Source organism: Amycolatopsis sp. NPDC052450 (genome assembly GCF_044547565.1).
Classification (GTDB): Bacteria; Actinomycetota; Actinomycetes; order Mycobacteriales; family Pseudonocardiaceae; genus Amycolatopsis.
Map to the genome: position 1 here is coordinate 130,041 of NZ_JBIUAQ010000006.1, position 15,642 is coordinate 145,682.

The window sequence follows — 15,642 nt, forward strand, 5'->3', positions numbered from 1 at the left end:
TAGATTTGCCAGTATGTCGACTGCTGCCGGGACACTTGGGGTCTGGAACATCGCCGCGCGGGAGCCGGAGCGGGTCGCACTCGTCGATCCGGACGGCCGCTCGATCGGCTACGGAGAGCTCGCCGCGAAAGCGAACGCCTACGCGCGGGGCCTTCAAGCGCTCGGGCTAGAGCCCGGGGACGTGGTCGTCGTCCTGCAGCCCAACGGCGACGAACTCGTCGCGGCCTATTTCGCCGCCATCCAGTCCGGTCTGTACATCGTGGTGGTCAACTGGCATCTGGTCGGGCCGGAGGTCGCCTACATCCTTTCCGACAGCGGGGCCAAGGCCTTCCTCGCGCACGAACGCTTCGGCGACGTCGCGATCGCCGCCGCCGACGAGGCCGGGATCCCGGAACGCGGGCGGTTCGCCGTCGGCGACGTCGAGGGCTTCCGCCGGATCGAGGAACTCGGCTCCGGCGAGGGCGACGGGCGTCCGGAGCGGCGCACCGCGGGCTCGCCGATGCTGTACACGTCCGGAACCACGGGACGACCCAAGGGTGTCCGGCGGCCGCTGAGCGGCGCCGACCCCGACTCCGTTCCGGGCGCGTCGACGTGGTTCTTCGGGATCTTCGGCCTGGCGCCGCACGACGAGCACGTGCACCTGTGCGGGTCGCCGCTCTATCACACGGCGGTGCTCAACTTCGTCGCCATCTCGTTGCAGCTGGGGCATACCGCGGTGCTGATGGACCGCTGGGACGCCGAGGACATGCTGCGGCTGATCGAGCGGCACCGCGTCACGCACAGTCATATGGTCCCGACGCAGTTCCGCCGCCTGCTCGCGCTGCCGGACGACGTCCGCGCGGCCTACGACCTGAGTTCGCTGCGCGTGATGATCCACGGCGCCGCGCCCTGTCCGCTGGAGGTCAAACGCCGGATGCTCGACTGGTGGGGGCCGGTCGTCACCGAGTACTACGCGGCCACCGAGGGCGGCGGGACGGCGATCTCGGGGGAGGAGTGGCTCAGGAAGCCGGGTTCGGTGGGGCTGCCGTGGCCGGGTTCGACGATCAAGATCCTCGACGACGAGGGCACGGAACTGCCCGCAGGCGAAACCGGCACCGTGTACATGAAGATGGGCGACTCGAAGTTCGAGTACCACAAGGACCGGGCCAAGACGGACAAAGCGCGCGTCGGGGACCTGTTCACACTCGGCGACGTCGGGCATCTCGACGAGGACGGCTATCTCTTCCTGCACGACCGCAAGGCCGACCTGATCATCTCGGGCGGGGTCAACATCTACCCGGCGGAGATCGAGGGCGAACTGGTGATGCACCCGAAGATCGCCGACGTCGCGGTGTTCGGTGTCCCGCACGAGGACTGGGGCGAGGCGATCAAGGCCGTCGTCGAGCCCGCGGACGGCGTCGAGCCCTCCGAGGAGCTGACCGCGGAAATCCTCGAGTACGCGGCGTCCCGGCTCGCGAAGTTCAAACTCCCGCGTTCCGTCGACTACTTGCCCGAACTCCCGCGCGACCCGAACGGAAAGCTCTACAAGCGCAAGCTCCGCGATCCCTACTGGGCCGGTCACCGCGTCCCGTAACGCAATTCGTCACCTACTTGCGATGTCATTCTCTCGCAAGTAGGTGACGAATTGCGGGGGTCAGCGGCCCCGGAAGACGGGCTTGCGCTTCTCGGCGAAGGCGCGGGGGCCTTCCTTCGCGTCTTCGCTCGCGAAGACCTCGATGCCGTACTGGGCGTCGAGCTTGAAGGCCTCTTCCTCGTGCATGCCCTCGGTGTCGCGCAAGGTCTTGAGGATCGCGCGGACCGCGAGCGGGCCGTTCGCGGAGATGAGACTCGCGAGTTCGAGTGCCTTGTCCAGGGCCTTCCCGTCCGGGACGACGTGGCCGATCAGGCCGATCTCCAGCGCCTCGGCCGCCTTGATGTGCCGTCCGGTCAGCAGGAGGTCGGCGGCGACGGTGTACGGGATCTGGCGGGGGAGCCGCACGGCCGAACCGCCCATCGGGAACAGGCTCCACCGCGCCTCGGAGACGCCGAACTTCGCGCTCTCGCCCGCGACCCGGATGTCGGTACCCTGCAGGATCTCCGTGCCGCCGGCGATCGCGGGGCCTTCGACGGCGGCGATCAACGGCTTCGTCAGCCGGCGGCCCTTCAGCAGGCCCTCGATCCGGCTGGGGTCGAACGTGCCCTTCTCGAACGAGGCGGACGGCGAGTTCTTCGACATCGACTTCAGATCCGCGCCCGCGCAGAACGCACCACCCGCGCCGGTGAGCACGCAGCAGCGGATGTCCTCGTCCTCGTCGACCCGGTTCCATGCCTCGACCATGATGCCGAGCATCTCGCCGCTGAGCGCGTTGCGGGCCTCGGGCCGGTTCATCGTGACCACGAGGGTGTGTTCGATCTTTTCCACCAGCGCGTGCGGTTCGCCCACCAAAACCTCCCAAGGAGCGGCCATTGCCCGGAACGATAACATGTTCTACTTTGAGGGAGTGGCACTCAACATCGCGGATCTACTCGAGCACGCCGTCGACGCCGTGCCGGAGCGCATCGCGGTCGTCTGCGGCGATCGGCGGGTCACCTTCGCCGAACTGGAAGAGCGCGCCAACCGGCTGGCGCACCATCTCGCCGCACACGGCGTGGGACCTGGATCCCACATCGGTGTCTATTCCCGGAACTCGATCGAGGCACTGGAATCGATGATCGCCGCGTACAAGCTGCGCGCGATCGCGGTCAACGTCAACTACCGTTACGTCCACGGCGAATTGCGGTACCTGTTCGACAACGCCGACCTCGTGGCGCTGGTCCACGAGCGCCAGTATTCGGACAAGGTGGCCGCCGTCCTCCCGGAGACGCCGAAACTGAAACACGTTGTCGTTGTCGACGACGGAAGCGACGGCGATTACTCGTCCTACGGCGGCGTGGACTACGAAGCCGCGCTCGCCGAAGGATCCCCCGAGCGGGACTTCGCCGAACGCAGCGCCGACGACATCTACATCCTCTACACCGGCGGCACCACCGGCTATCCCAAAGGCGTCCTGTGGCGCCACGAGGACATCTGGCGCGCGCTCGGCGGCGGCATCAACTTCGTCACCGGCGAGTACGTCCCGGACGAATGGACACTCGCCGAACAGGGCAAGGCGGGCAGCCTGGTCCGGCTCCCGGCCGCGCCGCTGATCCACGGGGCCGCGCAGTGGGCCGCGTTCGGCGCGCTGTTCACCGGCAGCCCGGTCGTGTTCGTCCCGCGGTTCGACGCGCACGACGTCTGGAAAGCCGTGCAGGACAACAAGGTCCAAGTCCTCACCATCGTCGGTGACGCGATGGCGCGGCCGCTGATCGACGCCTACCGCGAGGGCGACTACGACGCGTCGTCGATCGTCGCGGTGTCGAGCCACGCGGCCCTGTTCTCCCAGTCGGTGAAGCAGGAATTCCTGTCGCTGCTCCCGCATGTGGTGATCACCGACGCGATCGGCTCGTCCGAAAGCGGGTTCACCGGCATCGGCATGGTCAGCAAGGACAGCGATCATTCCGCCGGCCCTCGGGTCAACTTCGGCAAGGACGCGATCCTGGTGGACGACGACGGTGCGCTCGTCGAGCCGAAACCGGGGGCGATCGGGCTGATCGCCCGGCGCGGGCACGTTCCACTCGGGTACTACAAGGATCCCGCGAAGACCGAGAAGATCTTCGTCGAGATCGACGGCAAGCGGTACGTCGTCCCGGGTGATTACGCGCGCTACGAGGACGACCTCACGGTGACCCTGCTCGGCAGGGGGTCGCAGTGCGTGAACACCGGCGGCGAAAAGGTGTACCCGGAGGAAGTCGAGGGCGCGCTGAAGTCGCATCCGGACGTCTTCGACGCGCTCGTCATCGGCATCCCCGACGACCGGCTCGGTCAGCGGGTGGCCGCGGTGATCCAGCCGAGGGCGGGCAAGGAGCTCGACTTCGCCGCGATCGAGGCGCATGTGCGGACCGAGATCGCCGGGTACAAGGTGCCGCGCAGTCTGTGGCTCGCCGAGGAGATCGGGCGCTCGCCCAGCGGCAAACCGGACTATCCGTGGGCGCAGCGCTACGCCGTCGAGCACGAGCCCGTCACCATTCAACCGGCGTAAGGAGTTTCATGCGGACGTCTCTGTGCGACCGGCTCGGGATCGAGTTGCCGATCGTCGGGTTCACCCCGTCCGAACACGTCGCCGCGGCGATCAGCCGGGCGGGTGGTCTCGGCGTGCTGGGCTGCGTGCGGTTCAACGACGCCGCCGAACTCGACTCCGTCCTGTCCTGGATGGACGAGAACACCGGCGGCAAACCGTACGGCGTCGACATCGTCATGCCGGCGAAGATCCCGGCCGAAGGGACGTCGATCGATCTCGCGAAACACATCCCGCAGGGGCATCGCGACTTCGTGGAGCGCACTCTGCGTGACCTCGCGGTGCCGCCGCTGCCGGACGACACCGACGAACGCGCGGGAGTGCTCGGCTGGCTGCATTCGGTCGCGCGGGCCCATGTCGAGGTCGCGTTGAAGCACCCCATCCGGCTGATCGCCAACGCGCTGGGCTCACCGCCGGTGGACGTCATCGAGCAGTGTCACGCGAAGGGCGTGCCGGTCGCGGCTCTGGCCGGCAAGGCCGAGCACGCCGTCCGGCACGTCGAGAACGGCGTGGACATCGTTGTGGCGCAAGGCTATGAGGCGGGCGGGCACACCGGCGAGATCGCGTCGATGGTCCTGCTGCCCGAGGTGACGGACGCCGTCGGCGACCGTGTCCCGGTGCTCGCCGCCGGCGGGATCGGTTCGGGCAGGCAGGTCGCGGCGGCACTCGCGCTGGGCGCGTCCGGGGTGTGGATGGGTTCCTTCTGGCTCGCCACCGAGGAATACCTCCAGACCATGGGGGATTCCGAGGCGATGCAACGCGCGCTGGTCGCCGCGGGTTCGTCCGACACCGTCCGGACGCGGATCTACACCGGCAAACCGGCGCGGCTGCTCAAGACGCGGTGGACCGAGGCGTGGGCCGCGCCCGACGCGCCAGAACCGCTGCCGATGCCGTTGCAGAACCTGCTGGTGTCCCACGCGCACAACCGGATCCACCACGCCGCCGATCCGAGCGTGGTCTCGATGCCGGTCGGGCAGATCGTCGGTCGGATGGACCGGGTGCGCCCGGTCGCCGAGGTGATCGCGGAGCTCGTGTCGGGATACGAAGAGGCACTGTCGCGTTTGGACAAGACCCGCTGACGCCGAGGGGTAAGGCGAACGTGGCGTGTTGCGTGTGATGTCGGCTCGCGCCGCGGTCTGATGCCCCCAATGTGGCATTGGGGACGCTGACCGTCCCCAATGCCACATTGGGAGCAGGCCCGGCTTCCGCTGCCTTCCCCGAATGCCATGAAAGGTCCTTTCCTTGCAAATTTTGCAAGGAAAGGACCTTTCATGGCATGCCGTGCGAGAGGAAACCTAGAGACCGGCGGCCGCGTTCTTGATCGCGGTCGCGAAGGTGCTCACCTCGGTGTACACGCCGGGAGCGTGCGCCCGCGCGCACCCCTCGCCCCAGCTGGTGATGCCGACCTGGATCCAGGCGCCGGCGCTGTCGCGACGGAACATCGGGCCGCCCGAGTCACCCTGGCAGGTGTCGACGCCGCCGGAGTTGACGTTGCCCGCGCAGATCTCGGCGCTGGCGATCAGGTCGGCGTAGCTGCCGCCCTGTGCCTTGCAGGTCGAGTCGGAGACGAACGGCACGTTGGCCTTGAGCAGGTAACGCTGCTGCGCCCCGCCCTCGGTCGCGGCACCCCAGCCCGCGACGGTGAACGTGCCGCTGTTGTTGGCCGCCGAGGTGTTGATCGGCAGCGTCGGGATGCCGGTGACCGGGCTCGCGAGCTTGATCAGGGCCCAGTCACCACCGGTGGAGGTGGGGTAGGTCGGCGACCGGTGCACGTAGGTCGACTTGACCTTCTTGGCCGCGGTGCTCTGCAGGTCCACGACACCGAGGGTGGCGGTGATGCCCGTGTTGGCCCCGGTCCGTGACACGCAGTGCGCGGCCGTCAGCACGATCTGCGGAGTGTAGAGCGCACCGCCACACCCCATGGAAAGCCTTACCATCCAAGGGAATTCGCCCTGAGCGGCGCGGGTCCCACCGACCACGTCGGTGGACGGCGGCTCCGCGGCGACGGCTTGCGGAGCCGTGGCGAGACCCGCCAGGGTTCCGGCCGCCGCGACGGCGATCAGGGATTTTTTGAGCAGGCTGAACCGACGCTTGATGTTCAAGGGTTCATTCCTTCCGGCTGTCCACAGTGGAGGCAGGGAGACTGACTGCGGCCAACTGACTACAGCAGGTGGACATACACCGGGACAACCAACTTTCTTCGGATCTTTCAGCCTTTGGTGGTGATTAACGGACGTTCGAGCCGAGCCGCCGACGAATGGCGTAGCCCAGAGCGCCCAACGCCAATACTCCTGAACCGGTGAGCACCGAAACCGCCGGAAGGCTGAACGCGAGCACGGCGCAACCGAGCAGACCCGCGATGGGGATGATCCGACGTGCGGGCCGCAGGGTCAGCGCGCCGGCGTTCGCCACGGCGTAGTAGGCGAGCACCGCGAACGAGGAGAAACCGATCGCGCCGCGGAGGTCGAGGGTGCTCGCGAGCAGGGCGACGACGACACCGACGGTCACCTCGGCCCGGTGCGGGACGCCGAAACGAGGATGCACCGCGATCAGGTAACGGGGGAGATGCCCGTCGCGCGCCATGGCCAGCGTGGTCCGCGAGACACCCAGGACGAGCGCGAGCAGGGAGCCCAGCGCGGCGACCACGGCGCCCACCCGCACCACGGGGGTGAGCCACGACCAGGACGACCTCTCGACGCCTTCCGCGATCGGGTCCGGGCTGCGGCCGAGCAGATCCGGGCCAAGGTGGTACAGCAGGACGAGGGCGAGAACGGCGTAGACGACCAGCGCCAGCCCGAGCGCGATCGGCACGGCGCGGGGAATGGTGCGCGCCGGATCGCGGACCTCCTCGCCCAGCGTGGCGATTCGCGCGTAGCCGGCGAACGCGAAGAACAGCAGGCCGGCGGCCTCGAACACGCCGCCGAGCCCGGGAGCGGGCAGCGGCCCCGGCGACGCCGCCGTCACCGTGCCGCCGGAGAGCATCGCGACCACCGCGAGCGCCAGGATGGTCAGGGTGACGGACACGATCAGCCTGGTCGCGAACGCCGAGCGCTGGACACCGCGGTAGTTCAGCCCGGTCAGCGCGGCCACGACGGCCACCGCGAACACGCTCCGCCACGGCTGCCCGAGCCCCGGCGCGGCGTAGGTGACCACGGTCAGTGTCATCGCCGCGCAGCTGGCCGTCTTGCCGACCACGAATCCCCAGCCGGCGAGGTACCCCCAGAACTCGCCGAGGCGTTCGCGTCCGTAGACGTAGGTCCCGCCCGAAGCCGGGTACAGCGCGGCCAGCCGGGCCGACGACGTCGCGTTGCAATAGGCGATCACGGCGGCGATGGCGAGCCCGGCGGGGAGCCACGCTCCCGCGGCCCTGGCGGCCGGGGCGAAGGCGACGAACACCCCCGCCCCCACCATCGAGCCGAGTCCGATGAAGACCGCGTCGCGCAGGCCGATCCGCCGAATGAGGGTGCCCTTTTCGTCCACGAGTGTGAGCGTGGCATGAACACTTCGTTCGGGTCAGTACAGGGCAGGTGAATTCGGCCTAGGATCTGGACAGTGAGAACACGTTCACCGAGAGTCCATCCTTCTGCCGACGGCCCTGTTCGAGACGGAATTCCCGAACACGGCCGCGTTCCACGCTATTACGCGGTCAAAGTCGAACTGCTCGACGTGATCTCCGAATTGGGGCAAGGCGCGGCACTTCCCACGGAACGGGAACTGTCGGAACGCTTCGAGGTTTCCCGCGCCACGGTTCGCCAGGCCGTCGGTGAACTCGTCCTCGAAGGACGCCTGAGCAGGCGACAAGGCAGCGGCACGTACGTGGCGGGCCCGAAGCTCGTCCAGCCGCTCGCTTTGGTGAGTTACACCGAAGGACTCAGGAGGCAGGGCATTCAGCCTGGCCGGAATTTGATCTCGCTGGAACGTCGTGAGGCGGGTCCTTCGCTGGCTTCGGAACTGGAAATCGATCCCGACGACGACGTGATCCACATCGAGCGGGTGCTGCTCGCCGACGACGAGCGGGTCGGGCTGGAATCGACCTATCTCACCGCCGAGCGATTCCCGACGCTGATGGATGTGTTCGATCCCACACAGTCCCTCTACGCCTGTTTGCGGGAACGGCTCGGGGTGGTCTTCGACGGCGCCGAGGAGCGTGTCGAGACCGTGCTCGCCACTCCTCGCGAGGCGTTGTTGATCGGGACGAACCCGGCGCTGCCGATGCTGCTGATGCACCGGACGTCGTGGGGGACCGACGGTGTCCCGTTCGAACGCGTCCGGTCGCTGTTCCGCGGCGACCGGTTGTCCTTCGAAACCCGCCTCGGACGGGTGGAGTAACCACGCTCCACTCGCGGTATTTGTACTTTCAACGACCGCATCCAGAGGACGAAACGCGGAGCGTAATGTAACGCGAAGATAACAGGTCTGGTCCACATTTCGGGGGCACTTCACCTGGGGTTAGGGCTGGGGTCACGGAGCGTTGGTGCGCGCGGACGAACGTCTGCGGGGTGCGAATCCTCATCATCGGCGGCGGAGTGCTCGGCACCCAGCACGCCTGGCAGGCCGTCGAACGCGGCCACGACGTCGTCCAGATCGAACGCGAACCCGAGGCCAGGGGCGCGTCCGTACGCAACTTCGGGCTGGTCTGGGTCGGTGGCCGTGCCAGTGGTCCCGAACTGGAGACGGCGGCGCGGGCGCGCGTGCTGTGGGAGCGCATCGGGGAACGCGTCGAAGGCATCGGCTTCCGGCCGAACGGCTCCCTCACCGTCGTCCGTACGGAGGACGAGCTCACCGTCGCGCGGGCGGCAGCCGCCACCACCGAGGACCGCGGCTTCAAACTGCTCGACGCCGCCGAGACCCGCGAGCTGAACCCGGCCCTGCGCGGCGACTTCCTCGGCGCGCTCTGGTGCGATCGCGACGCCGCCGTCGAACCGCGCGTCGCCCAGCCCGCCCTGCGCGCCGAACTGGCGAAATCCGGCCGCTACACCTGGCTGCCCGGCCGCGAGATCCGCGACCTGACCGATCGCGGCGTCGTCGACGACACGGGCGAAACCCACGAAGGCGACGTCGTGGTGCTGTGCACCGGCGCCTGGACCGGTGGCCTGGTCAAGGAACTCGCCGGGCAGACCCCGGTCCGCCGGGTGCGGTTGCAGATGGCGCAGACGGAGCCGCTCGGGGAAACCCTCACCACCACGGTCGCCGACGCGGACAGCTTCCGCTACTACCCGGCGTACCGCGGTGCCGAACTCGACGGCCTCAACGCGGGGCAGCCGCAGGGCGAGATCGCCGCCGCCAACGCCATGCAACTGCTCATGGTCCAGCGTCTCGACGGTTCGCTGACCATCGGCGACACCCACGAGTACGACGAGCCGTTCTCCTTCGACACCACCGAAGACCCGTACGACCACCTGGCCGAGGTCGCCGGGGCGCTGCTCGGACGGCCGCTCCCGCGGATCGCCCGCCGCTGGGCCGGCGTCTACGCCCAGACCACCGACACCTCCCGGATCGTGCACCGCGCCCGCGTCGCGGACAACGCGTGGCTCGTCACCGGTCCGGGTGGCCGGGGCATGACCTGCTCGCCCGCCATCGCCGAAGACACCGCCGAGGAGCTTTCATGGTGAACACCGAACTCGTCGTCCTGGACATGGCCGGGACCACCGTCGCCGACGACGGACTGGTGATCCGCGCCTTCACCGCGGCGATCGCCGCCGCCGGGGTGTCCGAAGAGGACAGTCGTTTCCCCGGCATGCTCGACTACGTCGTCGAAACCATGGGGCAGTCCAAGATCGTCGTCTTCCGCGCGTTGCTGGAAGGGGACGAGGAACTCGCCCAGCGCGCGAACACCGCGTTCCAGGACGCCTACGGCAAGCTCGTCGCCGACGGCCACTGCGAGCCGATTCCCGGTGCCGAGGAGACGATCCAGGAGCTGCGCGCCCAAGGGGTGAAGGTCGCCCTCACCACCGGTTTCGCCGCCAGTACCCAGAACGCCATCCTGGACGCGCTGGGCTGGCACGGCCTCGCCGACGCCGTCCTCGCGCCGGGCGAGGGTGTTCGTGGACGCCCGTACCCCGACCTGGTCCTCGCCGCCGCCCTGCGGCTCGAAATCACCGACGTCCGCCGCATCGCCGTCGCCGGTGACACGCCTTCGGACATCCAGACCGGGCTCACGTCCGGCGCCTCGCTCGTCGCCGGAGTGCTCACCGGATCGGCGAAGAAGCCGGAACTGGAAGCCGCCGGTGCCACGCACGTCCTCGAATCCGTCCGCGATCTCCCCGCCCTGCTGTCCCCCAAGGAGCTTTGACGCCATGAAGAAACTCGCGGCCACCGCCCTCACCGGGCTGCTCGCCCTCACCCTGGCCGCCTGTGGCGGAACCGCCGGCGGCGCTTCCGGCGACCAGACCGTCACGCTGTACACAGTGGACGGTCTCGAAGACTGGTACGCCCAGCGTTTCGAGGAGTTCAAGGCCAAGACCGGCATCACCGTGCAGGCGGTGACGGCGGGCTCCGGCGAGGTCGCCTCCCGGGTGGAGAAGGAGAAGGCCAACACCCAGGCCGACATCCTGGTCACCCTCCCGCCGTTCATCCAGCGGGCCGCGTCGCAGGGCCTGCTCACCACCACGGCGCCGTCCGGGATCGACCAGGTCCCCGCCGGGCAGAAGGACGGCCAGGGCCGCTACTTCGCCGTCATGAACAACTACCTCAGCTTCATCCGCAACCCGCAGGTCTCGCCCAAGACCTGGGACGACCTCCTGTCACCCACGCTCAAGGGCAAGCTCCAGTACTCGACCCCCGGCGAGGCGGGCGACGGTACCGCGGTCCTGCTGCAACTCCAGCACGTCCTCGGCGACCAGGGCGCGCTCGACTACCTCGCGAAGCTCGAAGCGAACAACGTCGGCCCGTCGTCCTCCACCGGCAAGTTGCAGCCGAAGGTGGCCAAGGCCGAGATCCTGGTGGCCAACGGCGACGTCCAGATGAACCTCGCCGCGATCGAGAAGAGCGGCGGTTTCGAGGTCTTCTTCCCGGCCGACGCGCAGGGCAAGCGGTCCACGTTCGCGCTCCCGTACTACGCGGGTCTCGTGACCAACGCGCCGCACGCCGAGAACGCCAAGAAGTTCCTGGACTTCCTGCTCTCGCCCGAGGTGCAGGGCAAGGCCGTCGACGCCTTCGGTGCCCCGTCGCGGACCGACGTCACGCCGTCCGGGCCGCGCGCGGACAAGGTGAAGGCCGCGCTCGACGGCGTCGAGATCTGGCAGCCGGACTGGAACGCCGTCCTCTCGAAGCTCGACGCCGACCTCGCCGCGTACAAGAAGGCCGTGGGCCGATGACCCCGGCGGTCGAATTCCGCGGCGTGTCCGTCCGGTTCGGACAGACGACCGCCCTCTCGCCACTGGACCTCACGGTGGCGAGAGGGGAGACACTGGCGATGCTCGGCCCGTCGGGCTCCGGCAAATCGACGGCGTTGAAGGCGCTCGCGGGTTTCGTCGTACCGAGCACCGGCCGGGTCCTGCTCGACGGCGAGGACGTCACCGCCCTGCCGCCGCACCGGCGCGGTCTCGGCGTGGTCGTCCAGAGCTACGCGCTGTTCCCGCACATGCGCGTCGAGGCCAACGTCGCCTTCGGCCTCAAAGCCCGGAAGACACCCCGCGCCGAGACGGCGAGCCGGGTGGCCGAGGCGCTCGACCTGGTCGGGATGGGCAAGTACGCCCGTCGCTACCCGCGCGAGCTTTCCGGCGGACAGCAGCAGCGCGTCGCGCTCGCGCGGGCGCTGGCCATCCGGCCGAGGGTGCTGCTGCTGGACGAGCCACTGTCCGCTTTGGACGCCGCCCTGCGCGAGGACATGGTCGCGGAACTGCTGCGGCTGCGGGCCGAACTGCCCGACACCACGCTGATCTACGTCACCCACGACCAGGGTGAGGCGCTGGCGCTGGCCGACCGGATCGCCGTCATGCGTGACTCGAAACTGGTCGAACTCGGGCCGAGCCGCGAGCTCTACCAGCGCCCCTCGACGGAATTCACGGCGAGCTTTCTCGGCGCGTCCAACCTCATCCCGGTCGAACTGATCCAGGCCGACGGCACCCGGGTCCGGCTCGGCGGCCGTGAACTGGCCGCCGAGCCGTCCGGGACGATCCGGGCGGGGCAGCCCGTCGCGCTCGGCGTCCGGCCCCACCGGGTCGGGATCACCGCGGTCGACGCGCCCGGCGCGCTGCCCGCCGTGCTGCGCGGTGTCCAGTGGCGTGGCACGGGTTACCGGCTCGACCTCGAACTCACGCACAACGGGGACGAGGTCCGGGCCGAAGTGCCGGACATCGAGGGACTGCCGGGCGTGGGGGAGAAGGTCGGAGTGTCCATTCCGGACGGTTGCCCGCTGGTGGGTGTCGGATGACCGGCCTCGCACTGGCCGCGACGGCGGCACCGGCACGGCGGCAGGAGAAACAGCCCGGACGTGGCTGGCTCCTGCTGCCACCGGTGCTGGTCCTGCTCGGCTTCTTCGGCTACCCGCTCGTGCTGGTCGTCCTCCAGTCACTGGAGTCGAAGACCGGCGAGTTCGGGCTGTCGGTGTGGCTGAACGTTTTGGGTTCGGCGGAATTCCGGGACGCCGCCTGGAAGACCGTCGCGCTCGCGCTCGGCGCCACGGCGGGCTGCGTGGTGCTGGGAACCTTCCTGGCACTGGTGATCGCGTTCGTGCCGTTCCCCGGCGCGCGGACGCTCTCGCGGCTGGTGGACACCGTGCTCGCGTTCCCGTCGTTCCTCATCGCGCTCGCCTTCACCTTCATCTACGGCAGCGCCGGAATCCTGGGCGCGGGCGGGTTCCTGTACTCACCGTTCGGGATCCTGCTGGCGGAGATCACCTTCTACACGCCGTTCGTGATGCGGCCGGCGCTCGCCGCGTTCGGGCAGGTGTCGTCGGCGCAGATGGAGGTCGCGGCCAGCCTCGGCGCGAAACCCGGCAGGGTGCTGCGTCAGGTCATCCTGCCGGAAGCCTTGCCGTCACTGGCTTCCGGCGCCTGCCTGACCATGCTGCTGGCGATGAACGAGTTCGGCATCGTGCTGTTCCTCGGCGCCAAGGACGTCACGACGCTGCCGATGCTGGTCTACGGCAAGGGGATCGTCACGTTCGACTTCCCGCAGGCGTGCGTGATCGCGGTGGTCAACGTCGTGTTCTCCCTCGCCCTGTACGGAACTTACCGGCGACTGACGAACGGAGGCCGTCGTGCTGCTGTGGACAAGGCGTAGCCGGATACTGCTGTGGGCGGTGTTCGCGGTGCTGTTCACCGCGATCGTGCTGGCCCCGCTGCTGATGATCGTGCTGGCGTCGGTCGCCGGGACCTGGACGGGACTGCTGCCGGGAACGCTCACCGGCTCGCATTTCGCGCAGGCGCTGTCCGGGGAGACGTTCGCGAGCCTTTCGGTGAGCATCCAGACCGGCGTCATCGCGTCGATGGTCTCGGTGCTGCTGGGGACGTGGGCCGCGCTCGCGTCGCGGTCGGCGCCGCCCAAACTGCGGAAGGCCGTCGACACCCTGTTCCACCTGCCGATCGCGGTGCCGTCGGTGGTGCTGGGGCTGGCGTTGCTGGTCGCGTTCAGCCGTCCGCCGTTGGCCTTCAACGGCACACGCTGGATCGTGCTGCTGGGGCACGTGATGATCCTGCTGCCGTTCTCCTACAGCACGGTCTCCGCCGCGATCGCGCGGATGGACCCGCTGCTGGCGCAGGCGGCGGCGAGTCTCGGCGCTTCGCCGATCCGGGTGCTGCTGCGGGTGCGGCTGCCGGTCCTGCTGCCGTCGATCTCGGCGTCGGCGAGTCTCGCGCTGGCGATGTCGATGGGCGAACTGGGCGCGACGATGATGCTGTACCCACCGGACTGGCGGACGCTGCCCGCGAGCATTTTCGCGCTCACGGACCGGGGACAGGTGTTCCTGGCGTCGGCGAGCACGGTGCTGCTGCTGGCCGTCACGCTCGCCGGTGTGGTGCTCCTCGGCCTGGCCCGCGGCCGCGCGGCGCAGCGGTGATGCAACCGTTCCCCCACTTGGTTCCGTCCTGAAACCATGATGAACGCAGCGAAGACGCTGGGCGCGGGGCTCGTGCTCGCCGCGACGGCGGCCTGCGGCGCGGGCGGCCCCGGAGCACCGGCGAACACGAGCACCCCACCGGTCGTCACCACACCCTCGGATCTGCCCACCTCGCTCCCGGCGAGCCCGCCGGTCGCGAAACCACCGATGTCACGCCCGACCGCCGGCCCGCCGCCCTCGGACAAGATGCTGCCGCCGACCCAGGTCGAGGCCAAGGTCCCCGCGCAGGTCAGCGCGGAGAACGGCGGCTTGAACGTGCACATCGAACTGAGCGGCTGCGACGAGGCGAAGGCGGACCTCGCCGACCAGAACGCGCAACGGGTCGTGGTCAAGGTGAAGATCGACCACGGCGATCCGGGGCAGATGTGCCCGCAGGTGATCCGCTACGCCGTCCTGCCGGTGAAACTCGCCGAGCCGATCGGGCCGCGGACCGTCGTCCTGGAAGCGGGTTGAGATCATGTGCAACCCCAAGACGGCCTCGTTCCGTCCTAGCCACATGAGGTACTTAACGAATGTCATCGGCCTTGGCCTGATCGTCGTTGCGGTATCCGCTTGCGGGGCGCAGAACCAGGCAGCGGAACCCGCGGCCGGACCCGGCAGCGGCACCCTGAGTACCGTGCCGCCGTCACCGACCGCGCCTTCTTCGTCCCCGGCGCCCGCGCCGGGGAGCAAACCGGGAAGTCAGCCGGGTGTGCCCGGCGCGCCGCGCCAGGAAGTCCCGGAAGGCAGCACCAAGCTGCCGGACAAGCAGCTCGACGCGTCGGCGCTGCCCGCGGACTACCCGCGTGAGGTGTACACCAGCAACGGCGGGACCATCCTGAACGTCCGCGGCCAGGAAGGCGGCTGCGGGCACGCGACGGCGGAGGCCGCGCAGCAGGACGGGACCAGGGTCACCATCAACCTGACCGAACTGAAGGGCCAGACCGGCCAGATGTGCACCATGGACATCCGGCATCCGGTGATCTCGGTGGCGCTTTCGGCGCCGCTGGGGGAGCGGACCGTGGTGCTGAAGCAGATGCGGTAACGCTCGGGCGCGCTCTGACGTCCCCTGAACGTGCCAGGAATTCCGTGAAGGCCTCCTTGAGGGACCCAGAGTCCCTCAAGGAGGCCTTCACGGAATTCGGCAAGCGGTGAGTGGCCTTCACGCGCGTCCGCTGTGACCGCAGCTGCGGCTGGGGCGAACGTGCCGATCACCGAGTCCGTGAGGCCTCCTTCCCTACCCTGAAATTCAGGGTCCCGGCAAAGTCGCATAACCGCTGGTGAGGTGAGTAGGTGGCGAGTGACGATTCGGGTTCTGGTGACGGGTGAGGGCTCGTCACAGTGGCCCGACACAAGGGGTGGGGGGGGGGGGGGGGGGGGGGGGGGGGGGGGGGGGGGGCCCCCCCCCCCCCCCCCCCGCCCCACAACCAACCCCCACAACACCAAACAAAGACACAAACAACCCTACGC

The 15,642-nt window shown here is 69.0% G+C and carries 15 protein-coding genes; 12 read left to right on the forward strand and 3 right to left on the reverse strand.

The window, feature by feature from the left end:
* The first annotated feature begins 13 nt into the window (after window positions 1–13).
* Window positions 14–1,573, forward strand: coding sequence for an acyl-CoA synthetase (locus ACIHAO_RS13025; RefSeq protein ID WP_396557397.1), 1,560 nt, complete (start codon window positions 14–16; stop codon window positions 1,571–1,573).
* A 60-nt stretch (window positions 1,574–1,633) separates the two neighbouring features.
* Here the strand turns inward: ACIHAO_RS13025 and ACIHAO_RS13030 are convergent, their stop codons facing one another.
* Window positions 1,634–2,422 (reverse strand): crotonase/enoyl-CoA hydratase family protein, encoded by a 789-nt coding sequence (locus tag ACIHAO_RS13030; protein ID WP_396557399.1) that lies wholly within the window; start codon window positions 2,420–2,422, stop codon window positions 1,634–1,636.
* Window positions 2,423–2,480: 58 nt separating this feature from the next.
* On the opposite strand from ACIHAO_RS13030, the gene ACIHAO_RS13035 reads away from it, so the two are divergent.
* Window positions 2,481–4,097 (forward strand): acyl-CoA synthetase, encoded by a 1,617-nt coding sequence (locus tag ACIHAO_RS13035; RefSeq protein WP_396557401.1) that lies wholly within the window; start codon window positions 2,481–2,483, stop codon window positions 4,095–4,097.
* 8 nt (window positions 4,098–4,105) lie between these two features.
* Window positions 4,106–5,212 carry an NAD(P)H-dependent flavin oxidoreductase gene (locus ACIHAO_RS13040; protein ID WP_396557403.1) on the forward strand — a complete coding sequence of 369 codons (1,107 nt, stop codon included), beginning with the start codon at window positions 4,106–4,108 and terminating at the stop codon, window positions 5,210–5,212.
* A gap of 216 nt (window positions 5,213–5,428) precedes the next feature.
* Here ACIHAO_RS13040 and ACIHAO_RS13045 read toward each other — a convergent pair whose 3' ends face one another.
* Window positions 5,429–6,235: a trypsin-like serine protease gene (locus ACIHAO_RS13045; RefSeq protein WP_125793612.1), complete on the reverse strand. Its 807-nt coding sequence runs from the start codon at window positions 6,233–6,235 to the stop codon at window positions 5,429–5,431.
* A gap of 124 nt (window positions 6,236–6,359) precedes the next feature.
* Complete coding sequence (locus ACIHAO_RS13050; RefSeq protein ID WP_396557405.1) at window positions 6,360–7,613, reverse strand: APC family permease; 1,254 nt, start codon at window positions 7,611–7,613, stop codon at window positions 6,360–6,362.
* 72 nt (window positions 7,614–7,685) lie between these two features.
* On the opposite strand from ACIHAO_RS13050, the gene ACIHAO_RS13055 reads away from it, so the two are divergent.
* The 9 genes from ACIHAO_RS13055 to ACIHAO_RS13095 all read left to right on the forward strand — a co-directional run bounded on the left by ACIHAO_RS13055 (window position 7,686) and on the right by ACIHAO_RS13095 (window position 15,217).
* On the forward strand, window positions 7,686–8,462 hold the full coding sequence (locus tag ACIHAO_RS13055) for a GntR family transcriptional regulator (protein WP_125780178.1): 777 nt from the start codon (window positions 7,686–7,688) through the stop codon (window positions 8,460–8,462).
* Between the two features lie 170 nt (window positions 8,463–8,632).
* Window positions 8,633–9,745 carry a TIGR03364 family FAD-dependent oxidoreductase gene (locus ACIHAO_RS13060; RefSeq protein ID WP_396557408.1) on the forward strand — a complete coding sequence of 371 codons (1,113 nt, stop codon included), beginning with the start codon at window positions 8,633–8,635 and terminating at the stop codon, window positions 9,743–9,745.
* Window positions 9,739–10,425, forward strand: a complete 687-nt coding sequence (locus ACIHAO_RS13065; protein WP_396557409.1) for a phosphonatase-like hydrolase — start codon at window positions 9,739–9,741, stop codon at window positions 10,423–10,425. The genes ACIHAO_RS13060 and ACIHAO_RS13065 overlap by 7 nt, the downstream gene beginning before the upstream one ends.
* 4 nt (window positions 10,426–10,429) lie before the next feature.
* On the forward strand, window positions 10,430–11,449 hold the full coding sequence (locus ACIHAO_RS13070; RefSeq protein WP_396557410.1) for a 2-aminoethylphosphonate ABC transporter substrate-binding protein: 1,020 nt from the start codon (window positions 10,430–10,432) through the stop codon (window positions 11,447–11,449).
* Window positions 11,446–12,507, forward strand: coding sequence for an ABC transporter ATP-binding protein (locus tag ACIHAO_RS13075; RefSeq protein ID WP_396557411.1), 1,062 nt, complete (start codon window positions 11,446–11,448; stop codon window positions 12,505–12,507). The genes ACIHAO_RS13070 and ACIHAO_RS13075 overlap by 4 nt, the downstream gene beginning before the upstream one ends.
* The gene (locus ACIHAO_RS13080) at window positions 12,504–13,358 is read left to right on the forward strand and encodes a 2-aminoethylphosphonate ABC transporter permease subunit (protein WP_396557412.1); all 855 of its coding nucleotides are present in this window, start codon (window positions 12,504–12,506) and stop codon (window positions 13,356–13,358) included. The genes ACIHAO_RS13075 and ACIHAO_RS13080 overlap by 4 nt, the downstream gene beginning before the upstream one ends.
* Window positions 13,336–14,133, forward strand: a complete 798-nt coding sequence (locus ACIHAO_RS13085; protein WP_396557413.1) for an ABC transporter permease — start codon at window positions 13,336–13,338, stop codon at window positions 14,131–14,133. The genes ACIHAO_RS13080 and ACIHAO_RS13085 overlap by 23 nt, the downstream gene beginning before the upstream one ends.
* Before the next feature lie 36 nt (window positions 14,134–14,169).
* Window positions 14,170–14,646, forward strand: coding sequence for a hypothetical protein (locus ACIHAO_RS13090; RefSeq protein WP_125793620.1), 477 nt, complete (start codon window positions 14,170–14,172; stop codon window positions 14,644–14,646).
* Between the two features lie 163 nt (window positions 14,647–14,809).
* A complete protein-coding gene (locus tag ACIHAO_RS13095; protein WP_396557414.1) occupies window positions 14,810–15,217 on the forward strand; it encodes a hypothetical protein in 408 nt (135 codons plus the stop codon).
* The last annotated feature ends 425 nt before the right edge of the window (window positions 15,218–15,642 follow it).

Bases quoted from the DNA above. Each gene is read 5' to 3' on its own strand.
- ACIHAO_RS13040 (WP_396557403.1), top strand. From the start codon at position 4,106: ATGCGGACGTCTCTGTGCGACCGGCTCGGGATCGAGTTGCCGATCGTC.
- ACIHAO_RS13080 (WP_396557412.1), top strand. From the start codon at position 12,504: ATGACCGGCCTCGCACTGGCCGCGACGGCGGCACCGGCACGGCGGCAG.
- ACIHAO_RS13075 (WP_396557411.1), top strand. From the start codon at position 11,446: ATGACCCCGGCGGTCGAATTCCGCGGCGTGTCCGTCCGGTTCGGACAG.
- ACIHAO_RS13070 (WP_396557410.1), top strand. From the start codon at position 10,430: ATGAAGAAACTCGCGGCCACCGCCCTCACCGGGCTGCTCGCCCTCACC.
- ACIHAO_RS13025 (WP_396557397.1), top strand. From the start codon at position 14: ATGTCGACTGCTGCCGGGACACTTGGGGTCTGGAACATCGCCGCGCGG.
- ACIHAO_RS13065 (WP_396557409.1), top strand. From the start codon at position 9,739: ATGGTGAACACCGAACTCGTCGTCCTGGACATGGCCGGGACCACCGTC.
- ACIHAO_RS13090 (WP_125793620.1), top strand. From the start codon at position 14,170: ATGATGAACGCAGCGAAGACGCTGGGCGCGGGGCTCGTGCTCGCCGCG.